Here is a 12,420-nt window from a genome sequence, read left to right as displayed (position 1 = left end):
ACATTTTTTATTTTATTTTTTACTTAATCGTTTTATTTAATAATTTCTCATCGCTTAATAAGCTTTGATAATTAATTTTAATGAGTTAAAAAAACTTATGTAATTGTTATTTATGTCTATCCGATTTTTATGACGTAAAAATATTTTTATTACTCTATCTCTAAACGACATTTATTCTAAAATAAAACGCTTTTTATAATTTTAAAATAAATTTAAACTTTATTTTCAAGCAAGCAACAGAATAAATACAATAAGATACATTGCGTTATCTATTTAGGTTAACTTATTAGTTTAATTGATTTTATTTTTACTAAGCTTTAAGATATGCATTAATAATTTGATATATCACATTATTATCAGCGAATAAAAGCGATATCCTCTCTTTTCCTTATCGCCGTTATTCGGCATCTGACTTCTTATTTTGGTTTAATCCTAAATGAAAACTCATAAAGTTAACCGGGTTCGCCCCTTTAGTGCATTTATTGATGCATGTGTAAAAGAGCCTTACTCTTTTGCGCGTTTATTAAAAGATATTATTGCAGGGATCACCGTCGGAATTATCGCGATACCTTTAGCCATGGCTTTGGCAATTGGTAGCGGTGTTCCTCCGCAATACGGTCTTTATACCGCAGCTATTGCCGGTATAGTCATTGCTGTTTCTGGTGGCTCTCGATACAGCGTGTCAGGGCCTACTGCCGCTTTTGTTGTGATCCTTTATCCTGTATCACAACAGTTTGGTTTGAGTGGCCTATTGATTGCTACGCTCATGTCTGGCGTTATCTTAGTGGTTATGGGATTAGCTCGCTTTGGCAAGCTTATTGAGTATATTCCTGTTTCTGTAACACTTGGATTTACTTCGGGAATTGCTATCACTATTGCCACAATGCAAGTAAAAGACTTTTTTGGTCTTGAATTAGCGCATGTGCCAGAAACTTATATTGATAAAGTAATTGCTCTAGGCTCTGCATTACCGACTATTCATCTTGGTGATACACTTATTGGCCTGACAACACTGTTAGTTTTAATTTATTGGCCTAAGCTGAATTTACGCTTACCCGGACACTTACCCGCTTTAATCGCAGGTACAGCAGTAATGGGTATTGTGAATATGTTCGGTCATGACGTTGCAACTATTGGCTCACAATTTAGTTATATGCTTCCTAATGGAACAACTGGGCAAGGTATCCCACCTATTTTGCCTCAGTTTGTTTTACCTTGGAATTTACCAAGTTCAGGTACATCTCTTGAATTAAATTGGAGCACTGTTTCTGCTTTATTACCCGCAGCCTTTTCAATGGCAATGTTAGGTGCTATCGAATCATTATTATGTGCAGTTGTACTTGATGGTATGACAGGCAAAAAGCATCACTCTAATGGTGAGTTAGTCGGACAAGGTGTTGGTAATATTGTCGCACCTTTCTTCGGTGGTATTACAGCAACCGCGGCGATTGCACGTTCTGCTGCTAACGTACGTGCAGGTGCAACATCACCTGTTTCTGCTATTGTTCACTCATTATTGGTGTTGCTAACTTTACTTGTATTAGCCCCTTTTCTTTCTTATTTACCTTTAGCCGCAATGTCCGCACTGCTGTTAATTGTTGCATGGAATATGAGTGAAGCACGTAAAGTTATTGATCTTATTCGACACGCTCCTAAAGACGATATTATTGTCTTAGTATTATGCTTATCGCTCACCGTTCTCTTTGATATGGTTATTGCCATTACTATCGGTATTGTGTTGGCTTCACTGTTATTTATGCGTCGTATTGCCAATATGACCAAAATAACTGAATCCCCTTATACTGATGATGATAAACAATTATTAGTTGTGCGTGTTAATGGTCCATTATTCTTTGCCGCCGCTGAGCGTATCTTTAATGAGTTACGTGAGCGTAGTAAAGGTTATAAAACCGTTATTATGCAATGGGATGCTGTTCCTGTGTTAGATGCAGGTGGATTACATGCATTCCAGCATTTTGTCACTGATGTTAAACATGATACCCATGTGATTGTTTGTGATATTCCTTTCCAGCCTTTAAAAACGTTGGCCAGAGCAAGAGTCACACCAATTGAAGATACTCTGAATTTCTATCCTTCATTACAAAAAGCACTGGATGATTTGGAATTAATTCAGTAGCGGTTTAGAATTTCAGATAAAAAATTAACGCCTTTAATCAATATTAAATAAAGATTAAAGGCGTTTTTAATTATGAATAATTATAAGATTTAATTTGAGAAATTATTAATTTCAACGCTCATTCTTAATATAAAAAATAATTCACTTAATTAGGAATAAACGCATTACCAATCCCGCTTCCTTGCACACCCTTTTTTAATAAATCTTGATAAAGTGCATTCATTCCCAACCAGTGATTCTCACACCATTCAGGAGCTAATAAGGTGGGTTTTCTAGCGCTAGCACACACTCGGTGATAAATAATTTCAGGAGGAGTATGGCGGATCATCTCACCCGCAGTATAAACATACTGATCTTGCGTCAATGCATTAATACGCCCTGCTTTCCATGCTTTAGCTATCGTGCTGCCTTCAACAATATGTAATGGGTGTAATTTAAGCCCATCAGTACCTGTATCTACCACACGCTCTAATGTTTGCATATTAAATAGATGATCTTCTCGTGGCAGTCCAACAATAAGGTGCGTACACACTTTTAAACCACGCCGACGAGCTTCTCGAGTGGTCGCTTGATAACATTGAAAATCATGCCCACGATTAATGTGCTTCAATGTTTTATCATGAGCCGTTTGTAAACCAAGTTCTAACCATACTTCATAGCCTTTATCGCGATAACCTTGCAATAAATCCAATACGCTAACAGGGACACAATCTGGCCGAGTTCCGACACATAACCCAACCATATCCGCTTGTAATAATGCGGTTTCATATAACGTACGTAAGTATTCTACTTCGGCATAAGTACTGGTATAGGCTTGAAAATAGGCAAGATAACGATGCGCACGGTTAATATTTTGGGCTTGCAATGCAATTTGTTCTTCTATCGAATGATATTGTGTTTGCTCATCAGCAAAAGAGGAAACATTACAGAAAGTACAGCCTCCCCGCCCCAATGTGCCATCTCTATTAGGACAGCTGAAACCGCCATGAAGGGTGATTTTATGAATTTTTTCGTGATAACGGCGCTGAAGATCAGCGCCGAACATATTCACAACTGTATGCAATTGCATAACAATTTTATTTGCTGGTATCTAACTCAGGGAAACTTTTAACTAAGTCATCAATGGCTTTGATTTGCGCTAAGAAAGGCTCTAATTTTGCCAGTGGTAACGCTGATGGGCCATCACAACGCGCATTATCTGGATCTGGGTGAGCTTCAAGGAATAATCCAGCAAGACCAACAGCCATCCCTGCACGTGCTAATTCTGCAACTTGCGCACGACGTCCGCCTGATGCAGCACCAAATGGGTCGCGGCATTGTAGTGAGTGCGTGACATCAAAAATAACGGGTGCGCCTTGAGAGGCCTGCATCATGACATGAAAACCTAGCATATCAACAACTAAATTATCGTAACCAAAGTTACTACCGCGATCGCATAGAATAACTTGGTCGTTACCGCTTTCTTTAAACTTATCGACGATATTTCCCATTTGACCAGGGCTTACAAACTGAGGTTTTTTTACGTTGATCACAGCGCCAGTTTTAGCCATCGCTTCAACAAGATCAGTTTGACGCGCTAAAAATGCAGGTAACTGAATAACATCAACAACTTCTGATACTGGTTGAGCCTGTGCAGCTTCATGAACATCAGTAATAATTTTAACGCCAAAAGTTTCTTTTAACTCTTGGAAAATTTTCATTCCTTCTTCTAAGCCTGGACCACGGTAAGAGTGGATTGAAGAACGGTTTGCTTTATCAAAAGAAGCTTTGAATACATAAGGAATATTCAGTTTTTGAGTTACAGTGACGTAATGCTCACAAATACGCATGGCTAAATCGCGCGATTCTAATACATTCATGCCACCGAAAAGCACAAATGGCAGGTCGTTTGCTACCTTGATATCACCAATATTCACCACTTTATGTTGCATATTTATCCCTATACTGTTTGTAATGTACTGTGTTAATTAAGTACGTTTCTTAAATTTTTAATGTAGAACAATAGGATTTTGTTCTATCGAATGAATTTGGATTTTGATCATTTCTGAAATAGGATCTTCAGGACATTGCTCAATAAAATAGTTTAAGTCAGAAATCGCCACATGGTTGCACTCTAACTGAGCAAAAATAAGTCCACGATCACGTATTTCGTAGGGATCTTCAGGATCAAACATTAACACCGTTTCACTCGCTTTTAATGCTTGCTCCATATTCTTTTCTTCCATTAAAGAAACTTTTAATGTATCCAAAAGTTTACGAATAATAGAACTGTATTCTGATTCTTCTAAATCTGCCTCTAATAATACAGAGGCGCTACCTACATTCCCTTTTAACCAAACTTCTAAGGTATGTTGTGATAGATATTCACCATTTATTGGATTTAAAAATAGCGGTTGTTCATTAGGAATATCTATTCTGATGATAAGTTGTGTAGGAAAGATAACTGGCACTAACGGTAAATTTAACGCTTGTGCGATATAAATAAGAATCGAACCCAGTGAAACAGGAGAGCCTACGTGTGTTGCTAATACTTTATCTAACCATAACGTATCAGAAAGGCAGTATTTGCCACTTGCACCACTAAAGTGCCACTGTTTATAAAACAGTTTGAGCAGTGCTTCTATCTGCTCTTTGGTATTTCCTTGTTGGGGAATTTCAGCTTCTGCCTGTTCAACTAACTGCGCTAGTTGATAACCAACAGAAGTGGTCGGAAAATCAGGTCGAATAGCCTGAGAGATAAGGATCATGCCCTTAACTAAAGGGGCTTTATTAAATTCGTAATCAGCTATGGTTTCTATCATAATTCCAACGACCTACTGTCACTCGCTCATTACCGCCATAATCACGGAAAGTTTCCACACAGCAGTAACCCTTATCAATAAAAATATTGCGTACACCTTCGCCTTGTTGCCAGCCGTGTTCCAGTAACACCCAGCCATTATCAGTTAAAAACTGACGAGCACTTTCAATGATAATCTCAATATCAGCAAAACCATTTTTACCAGCAACTAATGCGGTTAAAGGTTCAAAACGAACATCCCCCTGATGAATATGCTCATCATTTTCATCAATGTAAGGAGGATTACTGATTATCATACCAAATTGATACCCAGAGAGTGAACTAAACCAACAACTTTCCATAAATTCTGTGTTGTTTAATGCTAAGTTGGTCGCATTCTCTTGCGCTAATGCCACAGCTTCAGGTTGAAAATCCACACCAATAATATGGCAATCTGGACGTTCTGATGCCATTGCTAACGCAATAGCACCAGTTCCTGTTCCTAAATCAAGAATACGGGTCGGCTCTGAAGGTAGTTTTTCTAATGCTTTTTCAACAAGGCATTCTGTATCTGGACGAGGAATTAATGTTGCAGGTGAGACTTTTAAAGGTAGTGACCAAAACTCTCTTTCACCGACTAAATAAGCAATAGGTTCACCTTTAATACGTCGAGTCAGCAATTGCGATAATTGTGTTAATTCGTCTGGCGAAAGTACTGTTTCATTAAAGGCAATTAAATAAGTGCGGGTACGTTGTGTCACGTACCCAAGTAGAATTTCAGCATCACGTTTAGGGCTGTCACTTTCAATTAATTGCAAGGCTGCTTCACGCAGCCATTGTTCATAATTCATTAATTCAACTCAGAAAGTGCAGAAAGTTGATCCGCTTGGTACTCAGTTACAATAGGCTGAATTAATGGATCTAATTTTCCTTCCATTACTTCATCTAAACGATAAAACGTGAGGTTGATACGGTGATCAGTTACACGACCTTGTGGGAAGTTGTATGTTCTAATTCGGTCAGAACGGTCACCAGAACCCAACAAGTTACGACGTTCAGAAGCTTCCGCTTCTTGGCGTTTTTGTATTTCAGCCGCACGAATACGTGCACCTAATACAGACATCGCTTTGGCTTTGTTTTTGTGCTGTGAACGCTCATCCTGACATTCCACCACAATTCCTGTTGGGATATGCGTAATACGGATAGCAGAATCGGTGGTATTAACGTGCTGACCACCCGCCCCTGAAGAACGGAATGTATCAATACGCAAGTCACTTGGACTGATTTCAGGTAATTCAGCTTCTGGTACTTCTGCTAATACAGCAACCGTACAAGCAGAAGTATGAATACGGCCTTGAGATTCCGTTTCAGGAACACGTTGAACACGGTGACCACCTGATTCGAATTTCAATACACCATAAGCGCCATCGCCAACCACTTTTGCGATAACTTCTTTATAGCCACCATGCTCACCTTCGTTAGCATTCATGACTTCAATACGCCAACGACGTGACTCTGCATAACGGCTATACATACGGAATAAATCACCAGCAAATAATGCCGCTTCATCTCCCCCTGTTCCCGCACGAATTTCAAGGAAACAGTTAAATTCATCATCAGGATCTTTAGGCAGTAACAGCACTTGTAACTGTTGTTCTAAATCATCATTTAATGCTTGTGCTTCTCTCAGCTCTTCTTGTGCCATCTCTTTCATTTCAGGATCATCAAGCATCATTTCTGATGCTTCAATGTCGTCTTGCACTTTTCGCCATTGGCTAAAACAAGCCGTGACGTCAGTTAATTGAGAATATTCTTTTGAAAGCGCACGAAAACGCTCCTGAGAGGCAATAACATCAGCTTCTGACAGAAGTGCCTGAATTTCTTCATAACGCTCTTGTAGAGCTTCCAACTTAGCGACAATAGAAGGCTTCATTCGTAGATTAAGATCCTGTTAGACAAAGTTAATTATGGGTAATACCCAAACTTTCACGTAATAGATTCAGGCGTTCAATATCACCATCACTGGCAGCCTGTTGAAGAGATTTTGTTGGTGTATGAATAAGACGATTCATCAATTGATGAGAGAGCTGTTGGATGACTTTTTCTGCATCCGCTCCGTTTTGTATCAATGTGATGGCTTTTTCTGTCATTTCTGCACGTAACATTTCAGCACTGTCTCGATATTCTCGAATTGCACCCACAGCACCTTGTGCTCGCAGCCAATCCATAAATTGCCCACTTTCTTGCTGGACAATATGTTCAGCTTGAACCGCAGCTGCTTGGCGTTGTTCACGGTTATGTTGAATAATCGCTTCTAAATCATCAACGCTATAAAGATAAACGTTATTAAGCTTTTCGACATCTTGTTCAATATCACGAGGAACCGCGATATCCACCAGTAACATTGGTTGATTACGTCGTTTTTTAAGCGCTCTTTCAACCATTCCCTTACCAATAATCGGTAATGGGCTTGCTGTAGAACTAATGACAATATCAGCCTGTGCAAGACATTCATCAATATCTGATAATGTAATGACTTCAGCATCAACTTCATTTGCTAAACGCTGAGCACGTTCTTTTGTTCGATTAGCAATAATGATTTTTTTGACTTGATGTTCACGAAGATGGCGAGCGACTAACTCTATTGTCTCACCGGCCCCCACTAATAAAATAGTCAAAGAAGATAACGATTCGAAGATTTGACGCGCTAATGTACAAGCCGCAAAAGCAACAGAAACTGCGTTAGCACCAATTTGAGTCTCTGTTCTCACTCTTTTCGCAACTGAAAAAGATTTTTGAAACAGGCGTTCCAGCTCTGAAGAGAGCGAGTGATAATTTTGAGAATCGGCAAAGGCTTTTTTAACTTGCCCTAAAATTTGAGGTTCACCTAATACGAGAGAATCTAAACCGCTTGCCACTCGCATTAAATGACTGACAGCTTGATTATCTTGATGCCAATAAACACTGCTTTTCAGTTCATTTGGCTCTATTTGGTGATATTGACATAACCAGCGAATAAGCTGTTCATGGCTATTTTCTTTGTCTTCCATACTAAGATAGAGCTCAGTACGGTTACAAGTAGACAGCACGACACCACCTCTGACAGCGGGTTGCTGTAAGAGGTTATTCAAGGCATCACCCATGGTATCGGGAGAAAAAGAGACTTTCTCACGTAAAGCAACGGGGGCTGTTTTATGATTAATACCTAATGCTAATAACGTCATATCAACTATATCGAGTTATGAATAAATACCGCCTCGCGACTTGACTTAGTGTAAACCTAAAACAGCGCATTTAGTATGGACTCTTCATTTCCGCCATTCTACTTGATGAACAGATTCAATAAAAGAGCTTACTTGAGTGATAGGAGATTTCTATACACAATTTAACGAAATATCGTTATATCATAAGGTTTATGATACTCTTTTTTTCAACTAATAACGAATTAAAGGAATGTCTCAGCTATGCGTTCACGCTTTTTTTCAACCAAACAACTGCTGCGCCTTATCCCGCTAACGGCGTTGTTGCTGAGTGCCTGTAATCTAAATCAGATAAAGACTCAAGGCTCGGCATCTGATAACGATGTGCAATGGCAAGCTCGCCAACAAGCATTAAAACAAATTTCACAATATGAAACCCGAGGTGCTTTTGCTTATATCGAAGATACAAACAAAACCTATGCCCGATTCTATTGGCAAGACAGAGCCGATGAGCGTTATCGCTTATTGCTTACTAATCCTTTAGGCACAACAGAACTCGATTTAAATGTCATGCCTGGTGTGATTGAAGTTACCGATAATAATGGTAAAAAATATTATAGCGATAACCCTGCTGAGATGATTTACCAGCTCACAGGTATGGTTATCCCACTCAAAAACCTGCGTGCTTGGCTCATTGGTTTACCGGGTGACGCAACTGATTTCACGTTAGATGCTAATCACTTACTAAAATCTGTTACATTACCTGCCCCTGAAGGCGATTGGATTGTGACTTACCAAGCTTATGATTCAAGTACCACACCCAATCTGCCACAGCGCCTTGAGCTAAAACAAGGTGAACGCACTATCAAATTAAAAATGGATAACTGGGATATACAGCAATGACTCTAAGTTGGCCTTCTCCCGCCAAATTAAATCTTTTTCTCTACATCACGGGGAAACGCCCTGATGGTTATCATAATTTACAAACGTTATTTCAATTTTTAGATTATGGTGACACACTCACTATTACACCTCGTGATGATACCCAGTTAACTATCTTGACGCCGATTGATGGTGTAGAAGATAAAGATAATTTAATTATTAAAGCCGCTAAATTACTTCGTGATTATTGCCACCAACATAATATTCCTTTGCAGTATCACGGCGCAGATATCAGTATTGATAAAAAACTTCCTATGGGAGGTGGCTTAGGTGGAGGTTCCTCTAACGCAGCAACGACATTAATTGCACTTAATTACCACTGGCAAGCGGGTCTAAGTGATGAAACCTTAGCCGAATTAGGGGTAAGTTTAGGTGCAGATGTTCCTGTTTTTGTAAAAGGTCATGCCGCGTTTGCCGAAGGCGTTGGTGAAATTTTGACCCCAGCAGAGCCAAAAGAGCAATGGTATTTGGTCGCACACCCCGGAATTTCCATTCCAACACCGACAATCTTCACAGATCCAGAATTAAAACGTAATTCTCCTATTCGCTCTCTTGGCGCATTATTAAAGGCTCCGTTCGAAAATGACTGTGAAATGATCGCAAGAAAACGTTTTCGTGAGGTTGAATATCTGCTTTCGTGGCTGTTAGAATATGCACCGTCACGCTTAACTGGGACAGGTGCCTGTGTGTTCGGTGAGTTCGACTCACAAGTTGCCGCTAGTGAAGTGTTAGTTAACGCCCCTGAGTGGGTGCATGGATTTGTAGCGCAAGGCGCCAACATTTCTCCTCTGCATTTATTCCGCTCAAGGATACCTGTGTTATTGCACCCGTAAGATGATGTTTACAAACCTTATGTTCATAAACACGTTCTTTACTGGTCAACAATATCTCTCTCTGGACGCAAGCCTGAGGTTTTTCTCGTGCCCGATATGAAGCTTTTTGCTGGTAACGCAACCCCGGAACTGGCTCAACGTGTTGCCAACCGACTCTACACTAGCCTAGGAGACGCGGCTGTAGGTCGTTTTAGCGACGGTGAAGTCAGTGTGCAAATCAACGAAAACGTACGTGGTGGTGATGTATTTATCATTCAATCAACCTGTGCACCTACTAATGATAACTTAATGGAATTAGTGGTCATGGTTGACGCATTACGTCGAGCTTCCGCTGGTCGTATCACTGCTGTTATTCCTTACTTCGGTTATGCCCGTCAGGATCGCCGTGTTCGTTCAGCCCGTGTTCCTATTACGGCAAAAGTTGTTGCGGATTTCTTATCTAGTGTAGGCGTAGACCGTGTTTTAACCTGTGACTTACACGCAGAACAAATCCAAGGGTTCTTTGATGTACCGGTTGACAATGTCTTCGGCAGCCCAATTCTTTTAGAAGATATGCTTCAAAAAGATTTGGACAACCCTATTGTTGTTTCTCCAGATATTGGCGGTGTTGTTCGCGCTCGCGCTATCGCTAAGCTTCTGAATGACACTGATATGGCTATCATTGATAAACGTCGCCCTCGTGCTAACGTTTCTCAAGTTATGCATATTATTGGTGATGTTGCTAACCGCGACTGTATCCTTGTTGACGATATGATCGACACAGGCGGTACATTGTGTAAAGCAGCTGAAGCGCTTAAAGAACGTGGTGCTAAACGTGTATTTGCTTACGCGACTCACCCAATCTTCTCTGGTAATGCTGTTGAGAACATCAAAAGCTCTGTTATTGATGAAGTGGTTGTCTGCGATACAATTCCGTTATCAGCAGAAATCAAAGCATTAAATAAAGTCCGCTCATTGACCCTTTCTGGCATGCTAGCTGAAGCAATTCGCCGTATTAGCAATGAAGAGTCAATTTCTGCGATGTTTGAACATTAATTTGTTATAACATTCATTGCAATTTGAGATAACTAAACCCGCTATAGCCTGTGCTATAGCGGGTTTTTTGTTATTTTTTCTAGAATAAGAATTTTAGGCAACAAAAAACCCGTTATCATTAAACGGGTCTATAGGTGTGTATTACAACACATAATGATAACTATTATTCACTTAATATCAGTTATTAACTTCATTATTATTTTTATCTAATCTGATATTTACTTGTGATAATAATATTATGGGTAACGGTGATTGTCATGACGACGATAACGTTCATCATGGTTACGTAACCACCAATATCTTTCTGCTATTGTTTCTCTACCACCAATACGGGCGCCAGCTAACCAAACCAAAGCACCAATAAAGATCCCCATTAAAGAGATATCTGATAAAAACTCAGGGAGTCCTAATGGGAAAATATGAGTAAGAAGCGTATAACCGAGACTACCGAGCATAACAATCATCCCCGTAGCCATACATAAATTACCAATTGCATATGCATGTTTATATTTCATGTTGCACCTCCAAGCGCGTCGTCAGACGATTCAACAACAAAATACATCAAATAACCTATCGAATAACCTTTCGTTCTTTGCAGTTATTATAGCCATAAATACTAAGGAGTTATTGTCGAAGGGATCACATCGCTCCGAAATTTATTGACAAATCTTAACAAAAAATGTGTTTTTTTCTTTTAAAAGAAGGAAATGACGCCAATTTTGTCATTTTAGCTCTTTTTGTTAAATCAAAAAGCAGTCATTCCCTCCACTTATCATTCCCAAAAAACATTCTATGTAATCTATTTTGTGCTTCTGAGCTTAGACAGGTAAACTATGGCCTTTCTTTTAAGACGATAACAGTGAAAGGCTATTGTGAGTAAAATTAAACTTATCGTCGGGTTAGCAAACCCCGGTGCAGATTATGCCCAGACTCGCCATAATGCGGGAGCTTGGTATGTTGATTTATTGGCTCAACGTCATCAACAATCTCTAAAAGAAGAGAGTAAATTCTTTGGTTACACCGCTCGCATTAATTTGAACGGTAATGATGTTCGACTATTAGTACCTACAACTTTTATGAACTTAAGTGGTAAAGCGGTACAGGCGATGGCAAATTTCTATCGTATCGAGCTTGATGAAATTTTAGTTGCACATGATGAACTGGATTTACCGCCCGGTGTTGTCAAAATGAAGTTAGGTGGTGGCAATGGCGGTCATAACGGATTAAAAGATATTCAAAGTAAGTTTGCTAATAATCCGAACTTCTATCGTTTACGCATTGGTATTGGTCACCCTGGTGATAAAAATAAAGTTGTTGGTTTTGTATTAGGCAAGCCACCAATGAATGAACAAAAATTAATTGATGACGCTATTGATGAAGCTCTTTCATGCACAGACATTTTAATGCGTGATGGTTATGAGAAAGCAATAAACCGCTTACATAGCTTTAAGGCGTAATCATTATATTGATAAATTAAGTAATTTTAATATTCAG

Annotated in this window: 12 protein-coding genes; 5 read left to right on the top strand and 7 right to left on the bottom strand. The window is 39.4% G+C overall.

The window, feature by feature from the left end; genetic code table 11:
• Positions 1–436 precede the first annotated feature (436 nt).
• On the top strand, positions 437–2,137 hold the full coding sequence (gene dauA, locus GWJ01_RS15655; RefSeq protein WP_109393853.1) for a C4-dicarboxylic acid transporter DauA: 1,701 nt from the start codon (positions 437–439) through the stop codon (positions 2,135–2,137).
• A gap of 145 nt (positions 2,138–2,282) precedes the next feature.
• Here the strand turns inward: dauA and GWJ01_RS15650 are convergent, their stop codons facing one another.
• The 6 genes from GWJ01_RS15650 to hemA are packed head-to-tail and all read right to left on the bottom strand — an operon-like array spanning position 2,283 to position 8,140.
• Entirely contained in the window at positions 2,283–3,206 is a 924-nt protein-coding gene (locus GWJ01_RS15650; protein WP_109393854.1) for a TIGR01212 family radical SAM protein, read from the bottom strand.
• 7 nt (positions 3,207–3,213) lie between these two features.
• Positions 3,214–4,068, bottom strand: coding sequence for a 3-deoxy-8-phosphooctulonate synthase (kdsA, locus tag GWJ01_RS15645; protein ID WP_109393855.1), 855 nt, complete (start codon positions 4,066–4,068; stop codon positions 3,214–3,216).
• Between the two features lie 57 nt (positions 4,069–4,125).
• Entirely contained in the window at positions 4,126–4,935 is an 810-nt protein-coding gene (gene sirB1, locus GWJ01_RS15640; protein ID WP_167392447.1) for an invasion regulator SirB1, read from the bottom strand.
• The gene (gene prmC, locus GWJ01_RS15635; RefSeq protein WP_109393857.1) at positions 4,919–5,767 is read right to left on the bottom strand and encodes a peptide chain release factor N(5)-glutamine methyltransferase; all 849 of its coding nucleotides are present in this window, start codon (positions 5,765–5,767) and stop codon (positions 4,919–4,921) included. The genes sirB1 and prmC overlap by 17 nt, the downstream gene beginning before the upstream one ends.
• Entirely contained in the window at positions 5,767–6,849 is a 1,083-nt protein-coding gene (gene prfA, locus GWJ01_RS15630; RefSeq protein WP_161711275.1) for a peptide chain release factor 1, read from the bottom strand. The genes prmC and prfA overlap by 1 nt, the downstream gene beginning before the upstream one ends.
• Before the next feature lie 28 nt (positions 6,850–6,877).
• Positions 6,878–8,140, bottom strand: a complete 1,263-nt coding sequence (gene hemA, locus GWJ01_RS15625; protein WP_109393859.1) for a glutamyl-tRNA reductase — start codon at positions 8,138–8,140, stop codon at positions 6,878–6,880.
• Between the two features lie 240 nt (positions 8,141–8,380).
• On the opposite strand from hemA, the gene lolB reads away from it, so the two are divergent.
• From lolB to prs, 3 genes are all read left to right on the top strand, one after another.
• Positions 8,381–9,019, top strand: coding sequence for a lipoprotein insertase outer membrane protein LolB (gene lolB / locus GWJ01_RS15620; protein ID WP_109393860.1), 639 nt, complete (start codon positions 8,381–8,383; stop codon positions 9,017–9,019).
• Positions 9,016–9,891, top strand: a complete 876-nt coding sequence (ispE, locus tag GWJ01_RS15615; protein WP_109393861.1) for a 4-(cytidine 5'-diphospho)-2-C-methyl-D-erythritol kinase — start codon at positions 9,016–9,018, stop codon at positions 9,889–9,891. The genes lolB and ispE overlap by 4 nt, the downstream gene beginning before the upstream one ends.
• 87 nt (positions 9,892–9,978) lie before the next feature.
• Positions 9,979–10,926, top strand: a complete 948-nt coding sequence (prs, locus tag GWJ01_RS15610) for a ribose-phosphate diphosphokinase (protein WP_036912921.1) — start codon at positions 9,979–9,981, stop codon at positions 10,924–10,926.
• A 236-nt stretch (positions 10,927–11,162) separates the two neighbouring features.
• Here prs and ychH read toward each other — a convergent pair whose 3' ends face one another.
• A complete protein-coding gene (ychH, locus tag GWJ01_RS15605) occupies positions 11,163–11,441 on the bottom strand; it encodes a stress-induced protein YchH (protein WP_109393862.1) in 279 nt (92 codons plus the stop codon).
• Positions 11,442–11,798: 357 nt separating this feature from the next.
• On the opposite strand from ychH, the gene pth reads away from it, so the two are divergent.
• A complete protein-coding gene (gene pth, locus GWJ01_RS15600) occupies positions 11,799–12,383 on the top strand; it encodes an aminoacyl-tRNA hydrolase (RefSeq protein ID WP_109393863.1) in 585 nt (194 codons plus the stop codon).
• The last annotated feature ends 37 nt before the right edge of the window (positions 12,384–12,420 follow it).

Source organism: Proteus sp. G2618 (assembly GCF_009915995.1).
Taxonomy (GTDB): domain Bacteria; phylum Pseudomonadota; class Gammaproteobacteria; order Enterobacterales; family Enterobacteriaceae; genus Proteus; species Proteus terrae.
Note: the sequence above shows the minus strand (reverse complement) of the source record. Positions and strands in the feature narration are given on the sequence as shown.

What these genes read in the sequence shown, in the direction of transcription:
- hemA (WP_109393859.1), bottom strand. Translation starts at nt 8,140, where the DNA reads ATGACGTTATTAGCATTAGGTATTAATCATAAAACAGCCCCCGTTGCT.
- kdsA (WP_109393855.1), bottom strand. Translation starts at nt 4,068, where the DNA reads ATGCAACATAAAGTGGTGAATATTGGTGATATCAAGGTAGCAAACGAC.
- ispE (WP_109393861.1), top strand. Translation starts at nt 9,016, where the DNA reads ATGACTCTAAGTTGGCCTTCTCCCGCCAAATTAAATCTTTTTCTCTAC.
- lolB (WP_109393860.1), top strand. Translation starts at nt 8,381, where the DNA reads ATGCGTTCACGCTTTTTTTCAACCAAACAACTGCTGCGCCTTATCCCG.
- GWJ01_RS15650 (WP_109393854.1), bottom strand. Translation starts at nt 3,206, where the DNA reads ATGCAATTGCATACAGTTGTGAATATGTTCGGCGCTGATCTTCAGCGC.
- prfA (WP_161711275.1), bottom strand. Translation starts at nt 6,849, where the DNA reads ATGAAGCCTTCTATTGTCGCTAAGTTGGAAGCTCTACAAGAGCGTTAT.
- prmC (WP_109393857.1), bottom strand. Translation starts at nt 5,767, where the DNA reads ATGAATTATGAACAATGGCTGCGTGAAGCAGCCTTGCAATTAATTGAA.
- ychH (WP_109393862.1), bottom strand. Translation starts at nt 11,441, where the DNA reads ATGAAATATAAACATGCATATGCAATTGGTAATTTATGTATGGCTACG.
- dauA (WP_109393853.1), top strand. Translation starts at nt 437, where the DNA reads ATGAAAACTCATAAAGTTAACCGGGTTCGCCCCTTTAGTGCATTTATT.